Source organism: Actinoalloteichus hoggarensis (assembly GCF_002234535.1).
Taxonomy (GTDB): Bacteria; Actinomycetota; Actinomycetes; order Mycobacteriales; family Pseudonocardiaceae; genus Actinoalloteichus_A; species Actinoalloteichus_A hoggarensis.
Window position 1 is genome coordinate 421,636 of record NZ_CP022521.1, and the last position, 24,765, is coordinate 446,400.

A 24,765-nucleotide genomic window follows, 5' to 3' on the forward strand; every position below is an offset into this window, starting at 1 on the left:
ATCGGCCCGCCGCGTCAGAGCAGCCGGTCGGCCAGGGTGCGCAGTGCGGGCAAGAGGTCCTCGTCCTGCGCGGTGAGCACCTGGAGGCTCACGTGGTCCGCCCCCGCCGCGAAGTGCTCGTCGACCCTGGCGGCCACGGCGTCGGCGTCGCCCATGGCCACCAGCGCCTCGATCACCCGGTCGCTGCCGCCGTCGGCCAGCTCCTCGTCGGAGAAGCCCAGTCTGCGCAGGTTGTTCAGGTAGTTCCTCAGCGACAGGTACGGGTTCGCCACCGGGGGCCGTCCGATCGCGAGGGCCCGCTCCGGGTCGGTCTCCAGGACGATCTTCTGCTCCACGGCCAACGTCGTGTCCGGACCGAGGATCTCGCGGGCCTGCCGGGTGTGCTCCGGGGTGGTCAGGTACGGCAGGGCCGCCGCCGTCCGGTCCCCGGCCAGCCGGAGCACCTTCGGTCCGAGTGCCGCCAGCGCCCGCGCGTCGACGCCGACGCCCTCGGCATCGAGCTCGTCCAGGTAGTCGACCAGCGTGGCGTAGGGCCGGCGATAGTCGGAGGTCGCCTCGGGATGTCCGATCCCGACACCCAGCAGGAACCGACCGGGGTGCCGCTCGGCGATCCGGTGATAGGAGGCCGCCACCTCGTGGGCGGGCACCTGCCACACGTTGACGATCGAGGTCGCGACCGGCAGGCGCTCGGTCGCGTCGAGCACCGACTCGACGAGCCGGAGGTCGCCGGGCGGGGAGAAGCCGATGGACAGCGCGCCGAAGCCGAGTCGATCCAGCTCCACGGCGAACTCCTCCGTCACCGCCGGAGCGGCGCGCCAGATCCCGATCCTGCCCAACGTGACACCCATGTGGCGTCTCCCTTCTGTCTTCTCACCCGACGCTGCCTCTTCGGCAACGCTGTCTTCTCGGCGACGCTTCCTTCGCCTGTGACGCCCACTTCGCGTGCAACTCTGCCTGCTCGTGCGACGCTGTCTCTCGTACAACGCCGACGGCCTCGAATACATTGCCTGCGGTCCACTGGCTGAGAGAATCTCCGCACGGAGTGGACATCGAGCGGAGCAGGCGTGCTCGATGGCGAGTCCGCGGCGGCGGGCGTCAATTCGGTGGACGCCCGACGGCCGACGCTGTTTGACTTCTCGGATGATCCGAGCGGACGTCTTCCGAGATCAGCCCGTCCTGCACGGAGCGTCCATCCGGCTCGAACCACAGGAGGAACGGCATTTCGACGGCATCTGGCGGATGCTCGGCGACGCGGAGTCCACGCGGCTGACGGGCACGCATCAGAAGTTCTCCGAGCCGCAGATCCGCCGATGGCTCGCGACCAGGCATGAGCACCACGACCGGGCCGACTGGGCGATCGTCCGTCGCGCCGACGACGTCGTCGTGGGCGAGGTCGTCCTCAACGACCTCGACGTGAACAACGCCTCGGTGAACCTCCGGATCGGGTTGGCGGGCCCGGAGGTCTTCGGCCGAGGCTATGGGACCGAGGCGACGCGGCTGGTCGTCGACTACGCCTTCGACGTCGCGGGCCTGCATCGGATCAGCCTGGACGTCCTCGACGTCAACCCGAGGGCACGGCGGGTCTACGAGAAGTGCGGGTTCACCGTCGAGGGAGTGCACCGCGAGGCGTTGCGCTGGGACGGCCGGTGGCATGACGCCGTCTTCATGGCGTTGCTGTCCACCGATCCGCGCCCGTCGGTGTCCGCGCCTGCGTGAGTTCTCGGCAGGCGCGGCCGCTGGCGGAGATGGGCGGCCGTCGGGATCCGGCGTCGACCCGAGTCGCGATCGGGCCGACGCAGGCCCGCCTCGCCCGAACCATCGTCGACGCGGCGCCTGCCGACGGCGTCTCTCCCCACCGGATTCGCTCCACGTGGATCACGCGGGCGGCCGGGCCGCGTCCTCGGCGGCGTTCGCTCCGGGCCCGGCGCCCGCGTGCGTGGCGGCGTGAGTCCGACCTCAGCCGGTGTTGATCCGCAGCCCCCACCGGTGGAGGGCGGGCGTCACGGGTTGGAAGTGGCTGTGGGTCGCCGTCGCGGTCACCAGGGTCCCCACAGCCCGACCCGCCGCGATCAGCGGCGCGCCCGACTCGCCGGGGAACGCCGGGATGTCGGTGCGGATGAGGCCTGTGACGGTGCCGCCGGGCGTCGCGACGGTCTGATTCAGCCCGAGGAGCGAGCCGCAGCGCCAGCCGCCCACCGGGCCCGTGAGGCAGACCTCGCCGCCGGATGTAGGCAGGCCGACTCCGGTGACGACCTCGGCGGTGCCGTCGTGCCGGTCGACCTCCGGTGCCAGGCCGACCGATGCGGTCGTCCGCACCCAGGCCATGTCCGAGCCGGGGAAGACCGAGCCCGCGACCGTGCCGATGCTCTGGCCGCCTGCGGACACCGGGGCGCCGACCGAGCCGCAGTGCCCTGCGGTGAGGAAGCCTCCCGCGACGGTGAAGCCGACCGCGCAGTGCCTGCCCGCGATCTCGATGGCCTGCCCGCCGCGAAGGGTGAGTGCGGGTTGCTCGGCGGGTGCCGACTGGCCCGCCGCGGCGACGCCCGGACCGGTCGACGCGAGCAGACCGAGGCACAGGGCGGCGAGCAGCCGGGCGTGCCTGCGACGTGGTCGCGTTCGCGCGCGGTTCAACTCGTCACCAGCGACAGACCGAACGAGGACAGGATCGGGTTCACTGGTTGGAAGAACGTGGTCCCGCCGGAGGAGCAGTTTCCGGAGCCGCCGACCGGGATGCCCTGGGCCTGCGAGCCGCTGAAGAACTGTGCCGCGGCGGTGCCGCCCGGGTCGGGGCAGATGTTCGTCCTGGTCAGACCGTGCAGCGTCCCGCCGGGGTGGCTGACGCTCTGGTTCTTGGCCTGGAGCGTCCCGCACATCATGCCGGTGGTGTAGCCGACGCGGCACACCTGTCCGCCGACGGGCGTCTCCACCGAGCCGGTGATGGGGATGTTCCCGGTGCCGGGGTTGATCACCCAGCCCTGGAGCGTCACGTTGGGGAGTGTGGTGGCGTAGGAGAAGGTAGCGCTGCTGTGCGCGATGCTGCCGACGACGGTGGAGCCGACGCGGACCACGGCGGGCGGCTGTCCGCAGTTCGGCGGGGCGAGGAAGCCGCCGGTGACGGTGAACGACACCCGGCAGGGGACGCCCGGTGTGCCGACGGTGACCAGCGTGCCGCCCGCGATGGGCACGAGCTGCGCGGTCTCGGTGGGTGGGGTGGTCACGGCGGACTCGGTGGTCTCGGCCAGGGCGTTCGGGGCGCCGCCGAGGAGGAGCGCCAAGGCGGTGAGTGCGATCAGGAGGCGATGGAGACTTCTCATGACGTGCTCCAGAAGATGCGGCGATGCCGTCGGCCGCCACGTCGATCGCGTGGGGGCCGTGGGGTGCGGGGTGTGGCGTGGGCCGGCGGGCGGTCCACATGCCGCGAGCGTGTGGCGGCGGCTCACGCGGTGGTCGCCGGACGTCCGACGCCGGTCGCGGCTCAGCCGTGTGAGCGGTGTGCCGGGGCCCGACGGGCCGGCACGGCGCCCCGGGGCACGAACCGGGGGCCGTGTCGAGCGGCCGGGGGAGTCCCCGTTCGGCGTCGCGGCCGAACGGGGACTCCCCTCTCAAACGGTGAGCCCCGCAGGGAGGACTCACCGACGTCGTCGGCTCAGCCCGTGGTCAGGGTGAGGCCGTACTGCGAGAGGATCGGATTGACGGGCTGGAAGTAGGTCGTCCCGCCGAAGGAGCAGTTGCCCGATCCGCCGGAGGTGACGCCCTGTGCCTGGTTGCCGGAGATGAACGAGCCGCCGGAGTCGCCGGGCTCGGCGCAGACGTTCGTCCTGGTGAGGCCGGTGACGGTCCCCTGCGGGTAGGTGACGCTCTGGTTGAGGGCCTGGATCTGGCCGCACCACCAGCCGGTGGTGGAGCCGGAGCGGCAGACCGAGCTGCCGGGCAGCACGGAGTTGGAGCCGCTGACGACCACGACGGTGTTGTCGTACCGGTACACGTACGGGTCGGACTGCCAGTTGGCGTTGGTGCGGACCCAGCCCATGTCACGGCCGGGGAAGATCGAGCCTGCCACGGTGCCCTGCGCGGCACCGTTGTAGCCGACGGTGGAGACGCCGACCCCGCCGCAGTGGCCCGCGGTCACGAAGCCGCCCGTCACGGCGAAGCCGACGGAGCAGCGGCTGTTGCCCGGGTAGTACGGGTCGCCGCCCCAGATCTCGAAGAACGGCTCCGGGGACTCGGTCGACTCCACGACCGTCACGGCCGCGGCGTCGACGCCTGCGTCGGCGACGAGCGCGTCACCTGCGGCGGCGCTGCCGATCGAGGTGGTGAGGACCACGGTGTTCTCGATGGTGTCCAGGTAGAAGCCGGTGACCCCGGCGGGCTGCTCCTCGACGGCGTTGAGCGCGTCGATCACGCCGGTCAGGTCGTTCTCCGAGAAGGTGACGACCTCGGCGGTCGCTCCCTCGGCACGTGCCTCGGCCGCCGCCGCGTCGGTGGTGACGCCGACGACGAGCGATCCGGTGGCGTCGTCGAAGCTCGCGCCCGCGTAGGCGCTGCCCAGGTCGGCCTTGAGGGTCTCGGCCAGCTTGCTCGCCTCGGCCTCCTGGTCGAGTCGGGTGAGGGCCTCGGCCTTGGTGAGTCCGAGGTCGCGTTCCATGGCGGTCAGCATGCTCGGTGAGAGGTTCGCCGCCGCGGAGGTGCGGGACTCGACGTCCTGCGAGTCGGCGGTCGCGGTGGCGGGCAGGGCGATGGCGAAGGCGGTGCCCGCCGTCGCGATCATGGCGGCGGCCAGTCGGCCGACCGTGGTGCGCTTCATCTGTTCTCCCGGTGTCGTGGCGGTCCGGTCGGTGCGTCGTGGTGTGGCCCGGCCGGAGATTCGGGGTGCCCGCGAGACGAGCGGCGGCCGGAAGCGGGGCGTCGCCGTCGTCTCGCGTGGGGTGGAGCGGGAGGGAAGGTCGGCGGGGTCACCCGCGGTCCTCGTCACCGAGGAGGACCGCGGGTGACTACACCGAGGTCAGCCGCGAACGAGGCTGAGGCCCCAGCGGCTGAGGATCGGGTTGAGGGGCTGGAAGTAGGTGGTGCCGCCGAACGAGCAGTTGCCCGAGCCGCCGGAGGTGACGCCCTGGGCCTGGCTGCCGCTCAGCCACGAGCCGCCGGAGTCGCCGCCCTCGGCGCAGGCGTTGGTGCGGGTCATGCCGCGGACGGCGCCCTGCGCGTAGTTGACGGTCTGGTTCTTGGCCTGGACGGTGCCGCAGCGCCAGCCGGTGGTGGAGCCGGAGCGGCAGATCGATGCGCCGATGGCCGACTCGGTGGAGCCTGCGACGGCGACGGTGCCGCCGTTGTAGCGGTTGACGACGCCGCGGGGGACCCAGTTGGAGTTGGTGCGAACCCAGCCCATGTCGCTGCCGGGGAAGACGGAGCCCGCGACGCTGCCGGAGGCGACCCGGTTGCTGCCCTGGGTGGCGGTGCCCACGCCGCCGCAGTGTCCGGCGGTGACGTAGCCGCCCTGGACGGAGAAGCCGATGGAGCAGCGGCTGTTGCCGAAGTAGTAGGCGTCGCCGCCGCGGATGTCATAGAGCGTCTTCGGCGCCTCGGTGCTCTCGACGATCGTGACGTCGGCCTCGGTGAGGCCTGCGGCGGCGAGCAGGTCGGCGCCCGCCTCCTCGGCACCCAGCGACACCGTCATGACGACGGTGTTCTGCTCGACGTCGACGTACCAGCCGGTGACGCCGTCCGGAATCGAGTCGAGTTCGGCGTCCATCTTGGCGGTGACGGCCTCCAGGCTCTGAAGGCTGTGGTCGACGACCTCGCCGACGGCGCCCGCGGCCCGTACCTCGGCGAGGTCGGCGCTGTCGGTGACGCCGACGACGAGAGTGCCCGCGTCGGCGTCGAATCTGGCACCGCCGAAGCTCGTGCCGAGGGTGGAGCGCAGGTCCTCCTCGATCTCGACGGCGTCCGCCTCCTGCGCGAGGCGGGTCAACGCCTGTGCTTCGGTGAGCCCCAGGTCACGCTCCATCGCGGAGAGCATCTGCGGGTTCACCGCCTGGGTCGCCGGGTCCGTGGTGGGGTCGGCGGCCGCGGCGGGGAGGGTGAGGGCGGCCGTGGTGCCGGCCGCCGCCAGGAACGCGGCGGCGATCCGCGCCGCGCTGAGCTGCTTCATCTTGTGTCTCCCATGGTCTTCGCTACAGGGACGCACCGGGCGGGATGCAGGGGGTTGGCAGGGTCCGCCCGGGCACCGGGCCTGGTGATCAACCGGTTCCCGTTCCGCACCGGGCGGTGCGGGCGGAGGCGCCGGCGGAGCACCACCGGTGCGGGGGGCGACGCACGTGGGCCGAAGGCCGTACCGAAGGGGACGCGAGGGAACGACTGCCGGTCTCTCGGGGTCGACGGCTCTGGTGGAGCGTCACCCGGGAACGACTGGGCGGAGGTCTCATCGACGTCCTCTCCGTTGTCGGTTCGGATCCGGTCACGTGATTCGAGAAGCCCCCTGCCATGGGAGTTTTGGCCGATGATCTTGTTACGAATATCCGCCATTCGAGGTTAAAAGTGTCATAACAACGGGCGGGCGGTTAACGGAACGTAACGCCGACGAAGATCAAAAGTGCTGGTCAGAAGGCGTGGACCAATCATCGGATGCTGTCCGTGGGTTCTTGTGCCACCGGTCGGCGCAGTCGCGAGACCTCCGTTCGGCACAGCCCAGGCACGACGACAGGACGCCCTCACCCGAACGGGTGAGGGCGTCCTGAGAGGACTCGTCGGAGTCGTGGCGAGGATGCCGCCTCGTATGTGATCGACCGATGTATCAGCCGGTCGTCAGCGTCAGGCCGTACTCGGAGAGGATCGGGTTCAGGGGCTGGAAGAAGGTCGTCCCGCCGATCGTGCAGTTGCCGGAACCACCGGAAGTGACACCCTGCGCCTCGGTGCCGCTGAGCCAGGAGCCGCCGGAGTCGCCGCCTTCGGCGCAGGCGTTGCTCTGGGTGAGGCCCGAGACGGTGCCCTGCGGGTAGCTGACCGTCTGGCCCTTGGCCTGGATCTCGCCGCACTGCCAGCCGGTGGTGGAGCCGGAGCGGCAGACCGACGCGCCGACCGACGCCTCTGCGGAGCCGGTCACCGTGACGGAGCCGCCGGCGTAGTCGTTGACCTGGGGGGTGGGGGTCCAGTTCGAGTTCGTCTCGACCCAGCCCATGTCGGCGCCGGGGAAGGACGAGCCCGCGACGGTGCCCATGGCGCTGCCGTCGTGGCCCTGGGTCGCCGTGCCGACGCCGCCGCAGTGTCCGGCGGTGACGTAGCCGCCCTGGACGGAGAAGCCGATGGAGCAGCGGCTGTTGCCGAAGTAGTACGGGTCGCCGCCGACGATGTCGGCAAGCGGGACAGGGGAGCCCGCCTCCTCCGCCACCGTCACGGCGTCGCTCAGCGCGGTGGCCTCGGCCACGAACGCCTCGGTGGCGGCGTCGGTCGACGAGGAGTCGATAGTCAGCACCACGCTGTTGTCGGCGGGGTTCACGCCCCAGGAGTTCACGCCCGAGGGCACGTCGGCGGCGAGGCCGTCGATGCGCGCCGCGATCGCGTCCAGTTCGCTCGCGCTGAACTCGACGACCGTGGGGACCGCGCCCGCGGCCCGGACGGCGTCGGCGGCGGCCTCGTCGGTCACGCCGACGACGAGCTTTCCGAGTTCCGCGTCGAAGACCGCGCCACCGAACGTCGTCCCGAGCGTGCCGCGCAGCGTCGACTCGGCGGTCACCGCCGCGGCCTCCTGCGCGAGTCTCGCGGTCGCCTGCGCCTCGGTGAGGCCGAGATCACGCTGCATGGCGGCCAGCATCTCCGGCGCCGCCGTGGCCTGTGGTGCGGCATCGGCCGCGGCGGGGTCCGCCACCGCGGGGAACGACAGTCCGACGGCGGTTCCGGCCGCGAGGACCATCGCTCCGGTAACGCGAGCCGCGAATCTGCGATTCATCAGTTGTCTCCTCGTGGATACGAGTGCTGGGACAACCCCGCGGGCAGGGACTCTGGCAGGGGCCTGCCCGCGGGAACTTCTTCGACGTGAAGGCCGACCGCTTCGCGCGTCGCCCCGGCCTGCCGTCCTGTCTCGACGTCCGATGCGGACCGTCTCGTCAGGGTCTGCGAGGTCGGGCCGACGTGCTCGACGAGCCCGCCGCCTGAGCGAACTTCTCAGACCATTTCGGGTGAACCGTCACCCGTTGGGGTTGAAGTTATGGCCCCGTGACCTCGTGGTGGAAGCCGCCATCTGGGGGAACGGGCCCAGAATTAGCACGCATTTGACCTACAGGGAGTGATCTACCCTCCGGTAGGTTCACGGAAAGTGATGATCTGTTGCCCGCTGTCGTTGCCGGGCAACCTGTGACGCGTGGCAGTCCGTCAGAAGTAGACGTACCAATCCTGCTCGACGCGCAGCGCGTCGATGCGCGAGACGCGATCGGGGTGCGGATCGGCGGCGAAGGCGTGGCCGGGCCGGGTGCGGCCGCCCGCCGAGGCGGCCGCCGCCGGAGAGGCCCGCACGCGCGAGACCCGACGAAGCGCTCGCGGGGCCTGAAGACCCTGGCGCCGGCTGCCGGGTCCCCCGGATCGTCGGTCCCGGAGCAGACGAGGTTCCGTCGATCACGGTGTGGGCGGGCACGTCCCCCGGCGTGCCCGCGGCCGCTTCAGTCGCGCCTGCTGTCGGGCAGCGGCGGATTCAGCCGGGCGACGAACTTGTAGCGATCCCCTCGATACAGCGAACGGACCCACTCCACCGGCTCACCGGTGGTGTCGAAGGAGTGCCGGGACAGCAGCAGCATCGGCAGCCCGATGTCCGAGCCGAGCAGCTCGGCCTCCTCCGGGCTGGCCAGCGCCGTCTCGATGGTCTCCTCCGCGTGGCCGAGTTCGACGCCGAAGCGTTCCCGCAGCACCTCGTAGAGGGAGCCGCCGTTGGCGATGTGCCTGCGCAGGCCCCGGAATCGGCCGAGGGCGAGGTGGGTGGTCTCGATGGCCATCGGCTCGCCGTCGGCCAGCCGCAGTCTGCGCAGCCGGAAGACCTTGGCACCCGCCTTCACATCGAGCAGCCGGGCCAGTTCGGTCTCGGCGGGCAGTTCGTCGGACTCCAGCATCCGGGAGGCGGGCTGTCTGCCCTGTGCCCGCATGTCCTCGGTGTACGACGAGAGCTGGAGCCGCTGCGCCACCTTGGGTTCGGCGGCGAAGGTGCCCTTGCCCTGCACGCGGAGCAGGCGGCCCTCGACGGTCAACTCGGCCAGGGCCTGGCGGACGGTGGTCCGCGACACGTCGAAGTCGGCCGCCAGCGAGCGCTCGGTGGGGATCGGGGTGCCGGGCGGCATGGAGCGCAGGAGGTCGAGCAGGTGGCGTTTCAGGCCCCAGTACTTGGGCTCCCGTTGGACGCGGACGGGCGATCCGCCGCCGCTGCCTGCCGCCGTGGTACCGAGCATGGCCTCCTCCTCGCTGTGAACCGCACGTTCATATCGCATATCGCCTCTCCATCATGCGGTTCTCGACGAGTACGGTCAGAGCGCGTCCCGCTCCGTGGTGTGCCGGATCACGGTGACCCGGGTCCGTGACCGATGATCAGTCTGCCGCACACTCCCGTCCGGCGGCTCGGCTCGCACCGGTCGATCGATCGTCTCGGCGACGCCGGGCCGGGGCGGAGCTCGATCGGCGGCACGGCCGATCCGTCGGACCTCGTGGTCACCAGTGGTGGGCCCCCTCGGATCTCCTCGCCGCCGGATCGCCCTATTGCAACGTCTTCGGCAACGGTCTTGACATGCCTTGTACCGCGACCCACCCTCGTCACATTGGTCTACACCACTGTCGGTGGTCATCAGATCTACTGGGTCGCCCGACGATGTCGTCGGGCGGAAGGGCGGACACACATGAAGCGCTGGACGACGATGGCGGCGGGGGCGGCCTCGGTGGCCCTGCTCGCCACCGGCTGCGCCGGAACGGGCGGCGGCTCGGCCGACGGCGGCGACGCCGACACACTCACAGTCTGGACGATGGACGGCTCGCTCAGCGACGAGCACGCCGCCGCCCTGCACGCTCAGTTCGAGGAGGAGCACGGCGTCCAGGTCGACCACGTCGTCCAGCAGTGGAACGGCATCCAGGACCTGCTGACCACCGCCCTGGCGAGCAACAACCCGCCGGACGTGATCGAACTCGGCAACACCCAGAACCCGGCGTACTCCGCCGAGGGCGTCTTACTCGACCTCAGCGACTGGAAGGCCGACCTGGCGGGCGACCAGTGGCTCGACGGCCTCGCCGTCTCCGGGGAATACGAGGACGCGGTGTACGGCGTGCCGCTGTTGGCCGCGAACCGGGTCGTCGTCTACCGGACCGACCTGTTCGAACAGGCCGAGGTGGAGCCGCCGACGTCGTGGGACGAGTGGATCACGGCGATCGAGACGTTGGAGGACGTCCACGGCGATGACAGCGGCTTCCAGTCGCTCTACCTCCCCGGCCAGTCCTGGTACGCCCTGCTGTCGCTGATCTGGGACAACGGCGGCGAGATCGCGACCGAGTCCGGCGGCACCTGGACCGGCACGCTGGACTCCCCGGAGTCGATGGCGGGCATCGAGGCCTACCGCCAGCTGGTGGAGACCTCCGACACGACGGCCGCGATGGACACCGACGAGGCAGAGCCGCAGCAGTTCGAGGTCTTCGCGGGCGGGCAGGTCGCCCAGATGATCGCCCTGCCGTGGGAGGTCGCCAGCGCGATCGACGCGGCGCCGGAACTCGCCGAGAACGTGTCGGCCTTCCCGATCCCGTCTCTCGACGGCGGCCCGGCCCCGGTGTTCCTCGGCGGTCAGAATCTCGCGGTCCCGGCGGGCACGAACAGCCCCGAGCTGGCCAAGGCCTACCTGGAGATGTTCACCAGCGCCGACTACCAGACGATGCTCGCCGAGGCGGGCGCGGTGCCCGGGGCCTCCACCGACACCAGCCCGCTGGAGGACAACCCGACCACCGCCGCGATGGCCGAGGCCTCGGCACACGGCCGCGCCGTCCCCGCCTCGCCCAACTGGGCCGCCGTCGAGGTGCAGAACCCGCTGAAGACGATGCTCACCGCGTACCTGACGGACACCGCGTCGCTGGAGGACGCGGCGGCCGACGCCTCCGCCGCGTTGACCGAGACGCTGAACGACTGATCCACCTGCGATGACGACGACCATGATCAAGCCGGCGGCCGAGCCCCGTGCTCCGCGCCGCCGGCTTGAGCGGCTGATGCCCTACCTGCTGCTCGCGCCCGCACTGATCACCCTGATCGTGCTGCTCGGCTATCCGGCCGTGTCGGTGCTGACGACGAGCTTCCGTGAGCTGGGGCGGGGCGAACTGGTGCGGGGGGAGGTCGTCTGGACCGGCTTCGACAACTACGTCGAGGTGCTGGGCGACTCCGAGTTCTGGATGATCACGCTGCGCACGGTGCTGTTCACCGCCACCTGCGTGGCCCTGACCATCGGCATCGCGCTGCTGCTGGCGCTGCTGATGCGTCGGCTGCCCGGCGGCGTGCGGCTGCTGCTCCAGGTCTCGCTGCTGCTGGCCTGGGCCATGCCGCAGCTCTCCGCCACCACCGTCTTCCAGTGGATCTTCGATCAGAACTACGGGATCCTGAACAAGACCCTGGTGGCGATCGGGTTCGAGGGCTTCGAGCGCTATTCCTGGTTCACCACCGGGCTGTCCACGATGGCGATCATCGCGACGCTGATCGTGTGGCAGGCCGTGCCGTTCGTGGCCATGACGCTCTACGCGGCGCTGGTCGGCATCCCGCAGGACCAGTACGAGTCCGCCGGACTCGACGGGGCGAGCGCCTGGCAGACGTTCCGCAACGTCACGCTGCCGCCGCTGGCGCCGATGCTGGCGCTGGTCACCTTCATGTCGATCCTGTGGGACTTCAAGGTGTTCGCGCAGGTGTGGGCGTTCCGCCAGGGCGGCCCGAACGGAGGGAGCACCACCCTGCCGGTGCTCCAGTACGTCGAGGGCATCGCCAGGGGCAACTTCGGCGTCGCCGCCGCCATCAGCGTGCTCATGGTGATCGTGTTGATGGCGATCAGCGCCCAGTACCTCCGCCTGCTGCTGCGTTCCCAGGGAAGTGAGCGATGAAGCCCCGCAAGGCCACCAGGACCTGGCTGTCCGTCCTGGCCGTCGTGATCGCGGTCGTGTACCTGTTCCCCGTCTACTGGATGGTGAGCAGTTCGGTGAAGCCCGCCGGGCAGATCACCTCGCTCGCCTACGACCTGATCCCGCTGGGCTTCACCCTCGACCACTACGTGACGGTGCTCGCCGAGTCGGACTTCCTGATCTATCTGCGCAACAGTCTGATCGTGACGCTCGTCGCGGTGTTCCTGTCGGTGATCGTCGGACTCGTCGCCGCCCTGGCGCTGTCGCGGTTCCGCTTCCGGGGCCGCAAGGGCTTCGTCCTGATGGTGCTCATCGTGCAGATGGCGCCGTTCGAGGCGCTGCTGATCCCGATGTTCCTGTTCATGCGGGACACCAACCTGCTCGACACGCTGCCCGCGTTGATCCTCGTCTACTGGGTGATCACCATGCCCTTCACCCTGTGGACGCTGCGGAACTTCGTCAACGGCATCCCGATCGAGCTGGAGGAGGCGGCCATGGTCGACGGCTGCGGCCGGTTCCAGGCGTTCTGGAAGGTGACGTTCCCGCTGCTGGGCCCCGGTCTGGTGGCCTGCTCGGTGTTCGCCTTCATCACCGCGTGGAACGAGTTCCTCTACGCGCTGGTCCTGATGCCCAGCGGAAGCGGCCAGACGCTGCCGATCTTCCTTCAGTCCTTCCAGTCCGTGTTCGGGACCGACTGGGGCGCCACGATGGCGACCTCGACGCTGTTCATGCTGCCGGTGGTCGCGTTCTTCGCGATCGTGCAGCGCAACCTGGTCTCCGGCGTGACCGCCGGTGCCGTGAAGGGATGACGCCGTGAGCGACGCCGAACTCCGGCGACTGATCAAGGGCGTGCTGCTGCCCGGCTTCCTCGGCAGCGGCCCGCCGCCGGACTGGGTGCGGGCGTGGTTGGACGCCGGCCTGGGCGGGGTGGTCCTCTTCGGCCGCAACGTCGTCGACGACGAGCAGGTCGCCTCGCTCACCGAGGCGTTGCGCGACGAACGCGAGGACGTCGTGATCGGCATCGACGAGGAGGGCGGCGACGTCACCAGGCTGGACGCCGGGACGGGGTCGACGGTGCCGGGCTCCCTGGCGCTCGGCGCCGCCGCCGACGCCGAACTGACCCGATCGGTCGCCGAGGCCATGGGCAGGCGGCTGGCCGACTGCGGCGTGACGGTGGACTTCGCCCCCAGCGCGGATCTGCTCTATCCGACGACGGACCCGGTGATCGGCGTGCGGTCCTTCGGAGCCGATCCGACGGCGGCCGCCGCGCAGGTGGCCGCGTTCGTCGAGGGCCTTCAGACCGCGGGCGTCGCCGCCTGTTTGAAGCACTTCCCCGGTCACGGCGCGGCCGAGTCGGACTCGCACCACGCCCTTCCGGTGCTGCCGCGCACCGAGCGGGAGATGTTCGCCCACGATCTGGTGCCCTTCCAGGCCGGCATCCTGGCCGGAGCGCGGTCGGTGATGACCGGGCACCTGGTGGTGACGGACTGGGGGCCGGAGCCCGCCACGCTCAATCCGCGGGTGCTGGGCGGGGTGCTGCGCACCGAACTCGGCTTCGACGGGCCGATCATCACCGACGCCCTGGAGATGGCGGCGATCTCCGGGCACAGTCCCGATGTGATCGCGGTGGACTCGGTGGTGCCCGAGGGCATCGGCCGGGGCGCCGTGCTGGCCCTGGCCGCGGGCGCCGACGGGCTGTGCCTGGGTGGTGAGCTGGCCGACGAGGGCGTCGCGCTGGCCGCCCAGGAGGCGATCCTGGCCGCCGTGCGTGCGGACCTCCTCACCCCGGAGCGGATCGCGGAGTCGGCGGCTCGGTTGGCCACGATCGGTCTGACCCCGCCGCGTGTCGCGTCGCGCGAGGGGGCGCGGCTCGCGGGTGAGGTCGGTCTGGTGGCGGCCCGCCGGGCGCTGCGCGTCGACGGCGACCTTCGACTGTCCGGCGCGCCGCTGGTGGTGGATCTGGCCGTGGCGCCGTCCATCGCCGTCGGCGACGTCCCCTGGGGTCTGGGACCGGTCCTGCGGGAGACGGCGGGCCCGACGGCCGACGTCCGGGTGCTGCGGCTGACCGAGTCGGCCCCGGACCGGGTGATCTCGGCGGCGGCGGGCGGCCCGGTCGTCGTCACGACCCGTGACGCGCACCGGCATCCCTGGGTGCGGGAGCTGATCGGGCGACTGGTCGCCGCCGGGGTCGAACTGGTACACGTCGAGACAGGGGTGCCGGGGCCGGCCCTCGGGGTGATGCCCCGGATCGACTCGCACGGCGGTTCGCTGGTCTGCCTGCGTGCCGTCGCCGAACTGCTTCTCGACGCGCAGCCGTCGTCGAAGGGATCGTCATGACCGATTCGCCCGCGGGCCGTCACATCTCCGCCGAGATCGACGAGCAGCCCGCCGTGTTCGCCCGGCTGCTGGCGGCTCGGGCCGCGACGTCGGAGGTCGCCTCGGTGATCGCGCGGCGACGCCCTCGCTTCGCGTTGCTGGCGGCGCGCGGGTCCAGCGATCATGCGGCGCTGTACGCGAAGTACCTGATCGAGGTGCTGCTCGAACTGCCTGCCGGTCTGGTCTCGCCGTCCACCACCACTCTGTACGGGGCGCGGCCGGACCTCGGCGACGTCCTGCTCATCACGGTGAGCCAGAGCGGCGGCTCACCGGACCTGGTCGAGGTCACCGAGCGCGCCCGTGCGGCGGGCGCGTTGACCGTCGCCGTCACCAACACCGCGGAGTCCGACCTGAGCGGGGTCGCGGAACTCGGCGTGGACGTCCAGGCCGGTCCGGAGGTCGCGGTGGCGGCCACCAAGACCTACAGCGCGACGCTGTTGGCGCTGTATCTGCTGGTGGACGCGGTGCGGGGCGGTTCGGGGGAGCATGCCGCCGCGCTGCCCGACCTGGCGGCCGAGACGCTGGCCGACTCGGTGGAGCCGGTCGCGGAGGCGGTGCGGCGCTGGCGTTTCGTCGACCGTGTCGTGACCACCGGTCGGGGCTTCTCCTCGGCGACGGCGGCCGAGGCGGCCCTGAAGCTGGCGGAGACGAGCTATCTGTCGGCGCGGTCCTACAGCGGGGCCGATCTGCTGCACGGGCCGGTGGCCGCCGTCGACGAGGAGACGGCGGTGCTCGCGGTCGCGGGGCAGGGCGCGGGCGGCACGGCCACCTCGTCGGTGCTGGACGTCGTGGGCTCGCGGGGCGCCGACGTGGTGGCGGTCGGCTCGGCGGCCCACACGCTGACCGCCTCGGTGCACATCGGCGTGCCCGCGACGGCGGAGGAGGTCGCCCCCGTCATCGAGGTGCTTCCCGTGCAGCGGTTGGCCCTCGGCCTGTCGGTGGCCCGCGGCTTCGATCCCGACCGGCCGCGCGGCCTGAACAAGGTGACGAAGACGCGCTGACCGCGCCGGGAGAGGCGGGCCCGGTTCGGTTGGCGGGTCGCAGGGGCGCCGGGCCGAGTCGCCGGGGTCGCCGGGGTCGGCTCGTCGCCGGATCGCGGCCTCCGGCGGTGGAGTCGGAACCGCCCGCCTGCGGCGCCTGTCTGATCGGCCTGCCCTGCCGGCCTGCCTGTCGGGGACCGATCAGGCCGGCGGTCCGGCCCGGCCGGAGCGGCGGTCGGACGACACCGCCGAGCGGACAGGCGGAGCGGACGAGGAAGGCGGGCTCGGCCTCCCACCTGTCTGAGCGGAGCCGTACCGCCGCCCGGATGCCGCCCCGTCATCCCGGCAGGGGCGCCGGTCGCCGGTATCGCGCGCGCTCGTCCGCGGCACCGCGTCGTTCCTCTCCGGCGCCGCCCGCCACCCGGCCGGGGGCGTCCACCCTGGCTGTCAAGGAGTGGCCGCCCGCTCGGCGGCCGCAGGACGACACCGATGACACGGTCTCGGCGATCAGGCGGCCCGGGCCGCCCTCGTCGACTTCCTGCCCGCTCAGCCGTTCAGCGGAATCCTCGTCGCGAGCTGTCGTCCGCTGCGCTGTCGCGGCTCGGGTCGTCGTATCCCGAGCAGTCGCGCCCCGTCCGGTCCCCTTCGGGCCTGTCGCACGCCCTCTCGTCGCACTCGGGCTCATCGTGCCGGGACGGGATTCGCCCGGCGAGACCTCCACGCGGTCCGCACCGCCGTCACCGACGGACGCCGAGCCCGCGGCGGTCCGTTCGGCGGCCTGCCGGGCGGCAGCGTGGAGATCGGCAGGGCTGCGGGTGGCGGCGTTTCGGACGGTGCCCACCGGCCCCGTCCGGGCGCCCTCCGGCCGAAGCAGGCAGGACGGCAGCCGTTCCGGGCGATCCGCGCCGGGACCGTCGCGATCCGGACCGCCCCGCTCGGGGTGTCTCCGCTCCGGTCTGCCCCGGCTCGCGGTGGCGAGGTCTGGTCGAGCCTGGCCGGGAGCCCCGATCCCGGGCTCGGCCTGCGAGCGGTCGAGCCGGTCGGCGATCACCGCCGACTCGTGGCCGGCGGTGGGCAGGCCGTCGATCCGAGGCTCCTCCGCCCACAGGGCGGTCGCCGGGCGGCGGGCGGGATCGTCGTCGTCGAGCTGCTCCAGGAACGGACGCAGATTCCTGGTGAGGTGACGGTGGATGTCACGCAGCTCATGCGAGCGGAGACCGCTCAGCGCGGCGCGGAGTCGGGCGGCGATGTCGTCGGGCGTCATGCGCGCTGGTCCGTCCGCGCGAGGATCATCAACGGAGAGCCTCCAGCAGATCACGTTGTGTGATCACCATCGTGCCGTTCGACCCCGGTCTCTCGTCAAGCAAGATCGCCCGTCCGACTGAAAGGATCGCAGGTCGAGGGGGTCGGAAAGCGGGCCGACCGACGTCCAGGGGCGGCGACGGAGAGTCCCCGGCCCCGCCGGAGCGCCCTGCGGCACGATGACCCGGCACCGGCAAAGGGTGTAGCCCGCTCCACTGTGCGGGGCGCGACGCGCGATCAGACTGGTCAGCGTCCATCGAATAGCAAGGAGATGACCCTCGTGCGGGAACGGTTAGTCCAGGTGGGGCGTGCCACCAGATACTCCCTGACCACCATCGTCTCCTTCCCGATCGCCCTCACCCTGTTCTGTCTGCTCATGGTGAGCGCGGCGCTGGTTCCCGTAGGGGTCGGCCTCGCCACCACGCCGCCGCTCCTGGCGGCGACGCGGGCGGTGAGCAACGGGGAGCGTCGCCGGGCGGCAGCCCACGCCGGTCGACCGGTGGCCACGAGGCCGCTGGAGTCGGCGGGCACGGGCCTGACGGCCTTCCGACAGGCGTTGAGCGATCCGCTGATCTTCCGGGACGTCACCTGGTTGTTCGTGCGGTTCACCGGAGGCCTGCTCCTGGGCGTCCTCGCCCTGATGTTCCTGCTGGTGCCGATCATGCTCCTCGGCCTGATCCCGACCTGGCATCTCTTCTCGATGTCCCCGACGATCATGGGCATCACGATCAACGGCTGGTGGCAGGCAGGCCTCATCCTGCCGATCCAGGCGATCGTCTTCGCGTTGCTGGTGCCCTTCGTCGTGCCGTGGCTGGGGGCCGTGCAGGCCCGGCTCGATCTCGTCCTGCTGTCCTCGGCGACCCGGCGGCAGCTGGTCGACCGGGTGGAGACCCTGACCGAGACCCGCGAGAACGCCCTGCTGGCCCACGGCGCCGAGCTGCGGCGCATCGAGCGCGATCTGCACGACGGCACCCAGGCCCGGCTGGTGAACATCGCCCTGCGGCTCGGCATCGCGGAGCGGACCTTCGCCGACGACCCGGCGGCGGCGGTGAAGCTGATGCAGCAGGCCAGGGACGGCGCCGAGGAGGCCATGACGGAGCTGCGGGACGTGGTGCGCGCCATCTACCCGCCGATCCTGGTCGACCGGGGCCTGCCGGGGGCGCTCAGCGCCTTGGCGGCCCGCTGCACGGTGCCCACGACCCTGGACGTGGCAGGCGTGGCGGGCGATGCGCCCGGCACCGAGGGCGAGGGAGGCACAGGGCTCGCCGAGTTCGATCCGGCCGTCGTCGAGTCGGCGCTGGGCCGGATTCCGGCCGCCGTGGAGGCCGCCGCCTATTTCGTGGTGGCCGAGGCACTGACCAATGTCGGCAAGCACAGCGGCGCCGGCCTCGTCACGGTGTGGGTGCGGCGGATCGGCGACGATCTCTACGTGTCGATCAGCGACGACGGCCGGGGCGGCATCGACGAGACGGCGGGCACCGGGATCGCGGGCATCCGCCGCCGGGTGGCGGCCCTGGACGGCGCCGTGACGGTGGAGAGCCCGCAGGGCGGCCCGAGCACGATCACCGTGGAGCTGCCGTGCGGGTCGTGATCGCCGAGGACAACGTGCTGCTGGCGGAGGGGCTGAACCTCCTGCTGGCCTCGGCGGGCTTCGAGGTCGTCGCGACGGTCGCGGACGGGCCGAGTTTCCTGGCCGCCGTCGCCGAGCACCGGCCGGACGTGACGGTGGTCGACGTGCGGCTGCCGCCGACCTTCCGCGACGAGGGCATCCAGGCGGCGTTGGCCGCGCGACGCGCCGGACCGGGCCTGCCCGTGCTGGTCCTCTCGCAGTACGTCGAGCGGATGTACGCGCGTGAGCTGCTGCGGGACGGGCGGGGCGGCGTCGGCTACCTGTTGAAGGATCGGGTCAGCCGCGTCGAGGTCTTCCTCGACGCCCTGCGGCGGGTCGCCGACGGCGGCACGGCGATGGACCCGGAGGTCGTCGCGCAGCTGCTCATCCGTCGGGACGGCGATCCCGTGGACACCCTGACGCCGCGCGAGCTGGAGGTGCTGCGGCTGATGGCCCAAGGCCGGGACAACGCGGCGATCGCCACGATGCTGGTCGTCACCGAGCGGTCGGTGCACAAGCACATCGGCAACATCTTCCAGAAGCTCGGCCTGAACCCCGACGAGAGCGGCCATCGTCGGGTGCTGGCCGTGCTGCGTTACCTCGGCGGAGATCGGGAGCGGACCGCGCCCGGCCCGTGAGCGGCGCGGGCGGGCCGCGGGGTGCGGTGCGGGGTGCGGTCAGTCCACCGGCTGTGCCGTGTAGCCGTAGTGGCAGGGGCCGACCGGATGTCCGACGGGCAGCGGTTCGCCGGGCAGCGGCGGGATGTCGACGGACGTCCAGTCCGGCTGGTCGTCGGCGTCGAGGGTCACCGCACCGAGGTCGGTGACGGCGACCTGTTCGCCGTCGACGTAGGTCGCCATCGTGAAGCCCGCGAGTCCGCCGAGTCGATCGAACCAGCGGCCGCAGGCCCAGCGCAGCTCGTCCGGGTCGGTGGCGACGAGTTGTTCCAGATGGCCGGTGGAGCCGTGGCCCGCGTCGTTCTCGATGAGGTAGTAGCTGTAGCCGATGCTCGACGGGTCGGTCTGCTCGCCTTCGACGACCTCGTCGAGCAGGGCCGAGCCCGCCTCGGCGGCCGGGTCGGTGGAATCGAGGGCCAGCACCCCCGCGTACAGGGCGCGGGCCTCGTCGACGCGGCGCTCGATCGCCTCCTCGGCCGAGTCGGAGTCGAAGGAGGGCTCGCCGTCGAGCATGGCCGTCACCTGTTGGACCAGCCTGCTCGCCAGCAACGTGGCGGCGATCGTGTCGTCGGGCCGCCTGGCCAGCGCGATGCGCAGCCACACCTCGCCCGGCCAGCGGTCGTCGGCGCTGTCGCCGTCGTCGAGGGTGGGTGTGAGACAGAGCAGTCTGCCCAGCTCACGTGCCGCCTGCTGATCGCCTGCCTCGGCCTCGCCGCGCAGCGCGTCCATCGTCTTGTCGATGCTCGTCATCGCCGCTCACGCTACCGGGCGGCCTGCGGCGATCGGCGTCACACGGCCCGCCGGGCGCCCGACCTCCGGCGTCGCTCCGAGGCCCGATCAGTCCCACAGCCCGCCGAGCAGGATCCCCGCGGGCACGGCGATCGCGCCGACGAGCAGGGTGAGTGCGACGTTGGCCGCGGCCGCCCGCCGGCGTCGGTGTTCGGCGAGTGCCACGGTCTGCGCGGCGAACGTCGAGTAGGTGGTCAGCGCGCCGCAGAACCCGATGCCGAGCACGGCCCCGGTGACGCCGTCCGTCGGGGCGGAGCCCAGCGAGCCGAGCAGCGCCAGCAGCAGGGTGCCGACGCCGTTGACGATCAGCGTCGGCCAGGCCACACCGGGCCGTTCGCGATGAAGCAGGACGTGGACGAGATGTCGGAGCACCGCTCCCGCCGCCCCGGCCAGCGCCACCAGCAGCACGGTCATCGGAGGGTCCGCAGTGCGACGGCCCGGCCCGCGGCGGTGGCCGCCAGCGCGCAGGCGAGCGTCCCGACGAGGTAGAGCGCCGCCGCAGGCCCTCGGCCCGCCTCGACGAGGCCATGCACGTCGACCGCGTAGGCGGAGAACGTGGTGAAGCCGCCGAGCACCCCGGTGCCGAGGAACGGCCGCCACAGCCGGTGGCGGGCCGCGGCGGCCGGTACCGCGGTCAGCACGCCGATGAGAAGGCAGCCGAGCAGGTTGACGGCAAGGGTTCCGACGGGGAGGTCGGCGGGGTCGGTGAGCAGCCCGATCCCGTAGCGCGCCAGGGTGCCCAGGGCCCCGCCCGCCGCCACGGCGGCGAGCACGGAAAGGTCGCCGAGTACACGCATGATCCCGTGACTCTAGAGCGATCGGGGCGGACGCCGGAGCGTGTCGGCTGTTCCGCGGCGCGTCGACCTGCGCGGATCGGCGACCGATGTGAGGCCCGCCGTGGCCGAGGCGGCGGGCGGATCGGCCTGCTGCCGAGTGCAAGCTGCCCGCTTGCTGTAGTTAGCACTTGGGGTTACCGTGGAGTACGTGCGGAGGGAGTGAACCGGTGGAGCGAGTGGACAAGGTCGTCAATCAGGCGGTCGCCGACATCGGGGACTACATCCGCACCCAACGGAACAAGGCGCAGATCTCGCTCCGTCAGCTGGCGAAGCAGGCGGGCGTCTCCAATCCCTACCTGAGCCAGATCGAGCGGGGGCTGCGGAAGCCGAGCGCGGAGATCCTGGCGCAGATCGCCAAGGGGCTGCGGATCTCCGCCGAGACCCTGTATCTCCAGGCGGGCCTCCTCGAACGTCGAGGCGGCGGGCCGGTCGCCGACGCGATCCAGGCCGATCCGCAGCTCACCGAGCGGCAGAAGCAGGCGCTGCTCGCCGTGTACGAGTCTTTCCTCCAAGAGAAGGAGTGATCCGAAGCGATGCCCACCCTGCCCGGTTCAGACGATGTGAAGACGGTTCGCGAGCAGTCGGACTCGGCGCTCGGTACCGCCGCGGAGCAGGCCCGCACTCCGCTGCTGGCCGCGCTCGGGGCGGGCGACCTGGCGGCGAAGGCCGTCGTCGACCTGCTGGGCAAGGTGCGCGACCGGGTGACCGAGGGCGCCGAGGCCGCGCGAGCGGGCGCGGGCGACCTGCCGAACGACTTCGAGGAGCTGCGCCAGAAGCTCGACCCGGCGGAGCTGAAGAAGCTGGTCGACGCCTACACCCAGGCCGCCCTTCAGCTCTACGGACATCTCGCCGAGCGCGGCGAGGCGACGCTGGACCGGCTGCGGTCGCGCCCCGACGTCCAGCGCGCGTGGAGCCAGGTCGAGGCGGGCGTCGGCACGGCCCAGGAGCGGGTCGAGCACGCCGTCGACGACGTGCGGGAACTCGCCGACGACGTGTTGGGGAAGGTGACGCGCAACACTCGCTCGGCGGGTGAGAAGGCCGCCGTCGCCACCGAGAAGGCGGCCGAGGACCTCGCCGAGGCGACCAGCGAGCAGGCGGACGCGGCGGCCGACGCCGTGCTCGACGCGGGCGCCAAGACGGGTTCCGCCGTGCGGAGCACCGCCCGGAAGACGGCGAACCGGACCGCGCCGAAGAAGAGCGGCACGACGGCCAAGCCCAGGTCGCAGACCAAGGCCAGGCCCGCCGCCGCGAAGACCGCGAAGCCGAAGGCCCAGGAGGAGGACGGCGGAGCCGCCACCTCCTGACGAGGCGGCGTCTCGGCCCGGCCGCCCGCCGCCGTGAGTGGGCGGCCTGCGACAGGACGCGCGGGCGCCGGGGGCGGCGGCCCGCCCGCGACCTGTCTGGACGCCGGAAGAGATCCGCTGATGATGAGAGCAGACCGCGTCGCATCGTAGGGTGGTACCCATGTCCGTGAGTTCGGCGCTCGTGCCGCAGATGTGGATCATCTTCGCGATCTGGCTCGCGGGCATCCCCACCGGGTTGTTCGCCTTCGGCCATGCCCTGTCCCAACGCGCCGACGCCTTCGTCGCCGCCGACAAGCTGAGCAAGAACGCCTGGCTCGGGATCACCGGCGGCGCCACCGCCGCCATGGTCCTGTTCCGCCCCTCCGGCACGGGGACCATCTTCTGGATCGCGGGCCTGGTGGCGGCGCTCGTCTACCTGGTGGACGTGAAGCCGAGGATCACCGACGTGCAGCGCGGCCAACGCTGGTGAGGCGAGGCGCGGGCCGTCGGCGGCTCGACGGCACGGCCTGACGAGCCCGACGGCGCGGGCCACACCCGCCCGAACTGCCTGCACCGCGTTCTGCGAATCCGCTCGAACACCGAGTACCTGGCCGGCCGGGCGGACCGTGCCGGGACCGGGCGGCCCCTGCGACGTCCGGCACGCGCTCACCCGCCCGCCGAACGGTGTCGGAGCGGGGATTCGGGGCGGAGACGTCGTCAGCGACGGAGCCGATTGAGCAGCGTGATGAGGACCGAGCGGTCGCGGGACGGCAGCGTGGTGCCGGCCTGCGAGTCCGATGTCACGGCGCGCAGGGTCTCGATGACGGCTTCGAGGAACTCGATGCCGAAATCGGTGAGTGCCAGTCGTTTCTCTGCCCCTCGGCCGGCGACGGTGAGATAGCCGCGATCGGCCAGGCGGGTCACGCTGTGATCCAGGCTTCGAGGCGGCAGGTCCAGCGCGGTGCCGGCGATGGCCTTGCGCATCGGCGCGGGAGAACGGGCCAGCAGCCGCAGCAGCCGGAAGTCGTAGACCGAGATGCCGTGGCAGTTGCGCAGTGCGTCGGCGGGTCGCACCGTCCACCGCTGGACGGCGGCGATCAGCGTCTCCCACATCACCCACGGCTCCGCCGAGACCGTGCCCGTGCCGACGGCGACGTCGAGCGGCACCCGGTGGGCGGGCGAGGCCTTCCTGCCCGCGACGGCCGACGGTCGAGACATGGGCGGCGAGGTGGCCGCCGCCTGGGTCGACACCGACGCGACGGCCCGCAGATCGCTCGCTGTCACGCCTGCGGTGTACCGGGTGCGTGCGGCGGCGCCGGGCGGCGTGGCGTTGCCGGGCGGGGTGGTGCCGCGCTGCGGCGTGGCGTTGGCGGACGGGATGTCGTCCGGTGGCATGGCGCTGCCGGGCGGGGTCGCGCTGCCGGGCGGGGTGGTGCCGCGCTGCGGCGTGGCGTTGCCGGACGGGGCATTGCGTGGCGTGGCGTTCCGGGATGGCGTGGCGTTGCCGGGTTCCGTGCCGTCGGGCAGGGCGGCGGCGCGTGCGGGGTCGGTCGGGCCGGTGCCGATCAGGTCGACGTCGGTCCGGTTGCTGCCGATCCGGTCGGTGTCGATCCAATCGGCGTCGATCCGGTTGGTGTCGGGCATGGGCGTGTCTCTCCTTGTCATGTTGGCGGGGGATCACGGGTCGGCTCGGATCTCGCGTCGCCGCGCCGAACAGCCCTTCAGGTGTCCGGCCGGTCGGATGTGACCGGCGGCCGGGCCGGATCGGCGGAACGGCGGAAGCGACTGAGCCGGGCCGCGCACGCGAAGTCCGACGGCCCTGCGGTGTTCAGCGGGCCTGTGTGTTCGGCGGCCGGCGAAGTTCAGCGGTCCTGCGACCGTCAAGGCCCTCCGGTGTTCAGCGCGGCAGCGCCGTGATCAGATGCGGAGTCGTCGTCGGGGTGGCGGCGCGTCCCAGACACAGCGGGCAGCGTTGTTCGGCGTAGAAGCACAGTCGTAGTGGTCGTCGGTTCATCGGCCGGAACGCGACTTCTGGGGCGCGGAGCGGCGGACGGGGCCGTAGCCGTTCCACTCGGCGGCGGCGAGGTGCGAATCGCCGGGGCGCACCGTGCGCACGAACCAGCCCAGGCCCGTCATGAGTCCTCCATCGGGAGACAACGCGGGCAGCGCAGCAGCCGCACCCACTCCGCGACCGAGACCAGCACCGCCCCGCACAGTGCGACGCTCACCGACGCATACGACTCGTCCCGGCGATGTTCCAGCCGACGGAACCGACCCGCCCACCGCTCGGGAGGCGCCGGAACGGGCGGCTCGGCCGAGCCCGCCGGCAGGGAGCCGGCGTCAGCAGCGGGTGTTCGCCGTGAGCAGGCGTCGCCGGCGCTGATGCCGGGATCGTCGAGGCCGGGATCGCCGATGCCGTCAAGGCGGCCGACGTCTTCGGCTCGGCCGGGATGCCGGGGTCGGCCGGGGTGATCGGAGCGGCCTGGGTGGTCGGAGCATTGTGGGTGGTCGGGGCGCGCGGGGTGATCAGCCTCGGAGCGGGCGGGGTGGTCGTCGGAACCGGTGGGGTGGTCCGAACCGGGACGGTCGGAGTAGACCGGGTAGGCGGAGTAGGCCGGGTGGTCGGTGCGGGCCGGGTGGTCGGTGCGGGCTGGGTAGGGGGAGCGGGCGGCGCCGGCACTCATGGGTCCACCGCCGGGAGGGACGCGACGCGCAGGTAGGGGCGAATGCGAGCCGCCCGGACACGGGGCAGCCGGAATCGCGGCGACCGGCCGAGCACCGGCGGGGCAGGCAGTGGTCGGGCGCGAT

The 24,765-nt window shown here is 72.0% G+C and carries 27 protein-coding genes; 12 read left to right on the forward strand and 15 right to left on the reverse strand.

Going from position 1 to position 24,765, the window contains the following annotated elements:
- Positions 1-14: 14 nt before the first annotated feature.
- Positions 15-848, reverse strand: coding sequence for an LLM class F420-dependent oxidoreductase (locus AHOG_RS01890; protein ID WP_093939821.1), 834 nt, complete (start codon positions 846-848; stop codon positions 15-17).
- 292 nt (positions 849-1,140) lie between these two features.
- Here AHOG_RS01890 and AHOG_RS01895 point away from each other — a divergent pair, with 292 nt between their 5' ends.
- A complete protein-coding gene (locus AHOG_RS01895; RefSeq protein WP_093939822.1) occupies positions 1,141-1,716 on the forward strand; it encodes a GNAT family N-acetyltransferase in 576 nt (191 codons plus the stop codon).
- Positions 1,717-1,956: 240 nt separating this feature from the next.
- Here the strand turns inward: AHOG_RS01895 and AHOG_RS01900 are convergent, their stop codons facing one another.
- The 5 genes from AHOG_RS01900 to AHOG_RS01925 all read right to left on the reverse strand — a co-directional run bounded on the left by AHOG_RS01900 (position 1,957) and on the right by AHOG_RS01925 (position 7,942).
- A complete protein-coding gene (locus tag AHOG_RS01900; RefSeq protein ID WP_093939823.1) occupies positions 1,957-2,631 on the reverse strand; it encodes a S1 family peptidase in 675 nt (224 codons plus the stop codon).
- Complete coding sequence (locus AHOG_RS01905; protein ID WP_093939824.1) at positions 2,628-3,314, reverse strand: S1 family peptidase; 687 nt, start codon at positions 3,312-3,314, stop codon at positions 2,628-2,630. Before AHOG_RS01905 ends, AHOG_RS01900 begins: the two co-directional genes overlap by 4 nt.
- Positions 3,315-3,646: 332 nt before the next feature.
- Complete coding sequence (locus AHOG_RS01910) at positions 3,647-4,804, reverse strand: S1 family peptidase (RefSeq protein ID WP_093939825.1); 1,158 nt, start codon at positions 4,802-4,804, stop codon at positions 3,647-3,649.
- A 198-nt stretch (positions 4,805-5,002) separates the two neighbouring features.
- Positions 5,003-6,148: a S1 family peptidase gene (locus AHOG_RS01920; protein WP_093939827.1), complete on the reverse strand. Its 1,146-nt coding sequence runs from the start codon at positions 6,146-6,148 to the stop codon at positions 5,003-5,005.
- A 642-nt stretch (positions 6,149-6,790) separates the two neighbouring features.
- Positions 6,791-7,942: a S1 family peptidase gene (locus AHOG_RS01925; protein ID WP_093939828.1), complete on the reverse strand. Its 1,152-nt coding sequence runs from the start codon at positions 7,940-7,942 to the stop codon at positions 6,791-6,793.
- Between the two features lie 23 nt (positions 7,943-7,965).
- Between AHOG_RS01925 and AHOG_RS01930 the strand changes: the two genes are divergently transcribed.
- Complete coding sequence (locus AHOG_RS01930; protein WP_093939829.1) at positions 7,966-8,148, forward strand: hypothetical protein; 183 nt, start codon at positions 7,966-7,968, stop codon at positions 8,146-8,148.
- A 216-nt stretch (positions 8,149-8,364) separates the two neighbouring features.
- Here the strand turns inward: AHOG_RS01930 and AHOG_RS28195 are convergent, their stop codons facing one another.
- Together AHOG_RS28195 and AHOG_RS01935 are read right to left on the reverse strand one after the other, a co-directional pair.
- Positions 8,365-8,505 (reverse strand): hypothetical protein, encoded by a 141-nt coding sequence (locus tag AHOG_RS28195; protein ID WP_157736585.1) that lies wholly within the window; start codon positions 8,503-8,505, stop codon positions 8,365-8,367.
- Positions 8,506-8,648: 143 nt separating this feature from the next.
- Positions 8,649-9,425, reverse strand: a complete 777-nt coding sequence (locus AHOG_RS01935) for a GntR family transcriptional regulator (protein ID WP_093944070.1) — start codon at positions 9,423-9,425, stop codon at positions 8,649-8,651.
- Positions 9,426-9,866: 441 nt separating this feature from the next.
- Between AHOG_RS01935 and AHOG_RS01940 the strand changes: the two genes are divergently transcribed.
- From AHOG_RS01940 to AHOG_RS01960, 5 genes are read left to right on the forward strand one after another with little or no spacing between them, the layout of a single operon-like run.
- Positions 9,867-11,135 carry an extracellular solute-binding protein gene (locus AHOG_RS01940; RefSeq protein WP_093939830.1) on the forward strand — a complete coding sequence of 423 codons (1,269 nt, stop codon included), beginning with the start codon at positions 9,867-9,869 and terminating at the stop codon, positions 11,133-11,135.
- Positions 11,136-11,145: 10 nt separating this feature from the next.
- A complete protein-coding gene (locus tag AHOG_RS01945; RefSeq protein WP_245856510.1) occupies positions 11,146-12,087 on the forward strand; it encodes a carbohydrate ABC transporter permease in 942 nt (313 codons plus the stop codon).
- Positions 12,084-12,914 carry a carbohydrate ABC transporter permease gene (locus AHOG_RS01950; protein WP_093939831.1) on the forward strand — a complete coding sequence of 277 codons (831 nt, stop codon included), beginning with the start codon at positions 12,084-12,086 and terminating at the stop codon, positions 12,912-12,914. Before AHOG_RS01945 ends, AHOG_RS01950 begins: the two co-directional genes overlap by 4 nt.
- A 4-nt stretch (positions 12,915-12,918) precedes the next feature.
- A complete protein-coding gene (locus tag AHOG_RS01955; protein ID WP_093939832.1) occupies positions 12,919-14,442 on the forward strand; it encodes a glycoside hydrolase family 3 N-terminal domain-containing protein in 1,524 nt (507 codons plus the stop codon).
- A complete protein-coding gene (locus AHOG_RS01960) occupies positions 14,439-15,482 on the forward strand; it encodes an SIS domain-containing protein (RefSeq protein WP_093939833.1) in 1,044 nt (347 codons plus the stop codon). Before AHOG_RS01955 ends, AHOG_RS01960 begins: the two co-directional genes overlap by 4 nt.
- 316 nt (positions 15,483-15,798) lie before the next feature.
- Here the strand turns inward: AHOG_RS01960 and AHOG_RS01965 are convergent, their stop codons facing one another.
- The gene (locus tag AHOG_RS01965) at positions 15,799-16,725 is read right to left on the reverse strand and encodes a hypothetical protein (protein WP_093939834.1); all 927 of its coding nucleotides are present in this window, start codon (positions 16,723-16,725) and stop codon (positions 15,799-15,801) included.
- A 318-nt stretch (positions 16,726-17,043) separates the two neighbouring features.
- Between AHOG_RS01965 and AHOG_RS01970 the strand changes: the two genes are divergently transcribed.
- Both AHOG_RS01970 and AHOG_RS01975 read left to right on the forward strand, forming a co-directional pair.
- Positions 17,044-18,354 (forward strand): sensor histidine kinase, encoded by a 1,311-nt coding sequence (locus AHOG_RS01970; protein ID WP_169725798.1) that lies wholly within the window; start codon positions 17,044-17,046, stop codon positions 18,352-18,354.
- Positions 18,342-19,010 carry a response regulator gene (locus AHOG_RS01975; protein ID WP_093939836.1) on the forward strand — a complete coding sequence of 223 codons (669 nt, stop codon included), beginning with the start codon at positions 18,342-18,344 and terminating at the stop codon, positions 19,008-19,010. Before AHOG_RS01970 ends, AHOG_RS01975 begins: the two co-directional genes overlap by 13 nt.
- A 39-nt stretch (positions 19,011-19,049) precedes the next feature.
- Here the strand turns inward: AHOG_RS01975 and AHOG_RS01980 are convergent, their stop codons facing one another.
- From AHOG_RS01980 to crcB, 3 genes are all read right to left on the reverse strand, one after another.
- Complete coding sequence (locus AHOG_RS01980; RefSeq protein ID WP_093939837.1) at positions 19,050-19,799, reverse strand: hypothetical protein; 750 nt, start codon at positions 19,797-19,799, stop codon at positions 19,050-19,052.
- Positions 19,800-19,886: 87 nt separating this feature from the next.
- Positions 19,887-20,252 carry a fluoride efflux transporter FluC gene (locus tag AHOG_RS01985; RefSeq protein WP_093939838.1) on the reverse strand — a complete coding sequence of 122 codons (366 nt, stop codon included), beginning with the start codon at positions 20,250-20,252 and terminating at the stop codon, positions 19,887-19,889.
- Positions 20,249-20,635, reverse strand: coding sequence for a fluoride efflux transporter CrcB (gene crcB / locus AHOG_RS01990; RefSeq protein WP_093939839.1), 387 nt, complete (start codon positions 20,633-20,635; stop codon positions 20,249-20,251). The genes AHOG_RS01985 and crcB overlap by 4 nt, the downstream gene beginning before the upstream one ends.
- Positions 20,636-20,841: 206 nt before the next feature.
- On the opposite strand from crcB, the gene AHOG_RS01995 reads away from it, so the two are divergent.
- From AHOG_RS01995 to AHOG_RS02005, 3 genes are all read left to right on the forward strand, one after another.
- Positions 20,842-21,198, forward strand: a complete 357-nt coding sequence (locus AHOG_RS01995) for a helix-turn-helix domain-containing protein (RefSeq protein ID WP_093939840.1) — start codon at positions 20,842-20,844, stop codon at positions 21,196-21,198.
- A 9-nt stretch (positions 21,199-21,207) separates the two neighbouring features.
- Positions 21,208-21,978 carry a hypothetical protein gene (locus AHOG_RS02000; RefSeq protein ID WP_184450970.1) on the forward strand — a complete coding sequence of 257 codons (771 nt, stop codon included), beginning with the start codon at positions 21,208-21,210 and terminating at the stop codon, positions 21,976-21,978.
- Positions 21,979-22,138: 160 nt separating this feature from the next.
- Entirely contained in the window at positions 22,139-22,447 is a 309-nt protein-coding gene (locus tag AHOG_RS02005) for a DUF2516 family protein (protein WP_184450972.1), read from the forward strand.
- Positions 22,448-22,674: 227 nt separating this feature from the next.
- On the opposite strand, the gene AHOG_RS30190 is transcribed toward AHOG_RS02005, so the two are convergent.
- The 3 genes from AHOG_RS30190 to AHOG_RS02015 form a co-directional block, all read right to left on the reverse strand.
- Positions 22,675-23,601 carry a hypothetical protein gene (locus tag AHOG_RS30190; protein ID WP_093939842.1) on the reverse strand — a complete coding sequence of 309 codons (927 nt, stop codon included), beginning with the start codon at positions 23,599-23,601 and terminating at the stop codon, positions 22,675-22,677.
- Between the two features lie 366 nt (positions 23,602-23,967).
- Entirely contained in the window at positions 23,968-24,093 is a 126-nt protein-coding gene (locus AHOG_RS30195; protein WP_260404172.1) for a hypothetical protein, read from the reverse strand.
- Entirely contained in the window at positions 24,090-24,641 is a 552-nt protein-coding gene (locus AHOG_RS02015; protein WP_093939843.1) for a hypothetical protein, read from the reverse strand. Before AHOG_RS02015 ends, AHOG_RS30195 begins: the two co-directional genes overlap by 4 nt.
- Between the last annotated feature and the right edge of the window lie 124 nt (positions 24,642-24,765).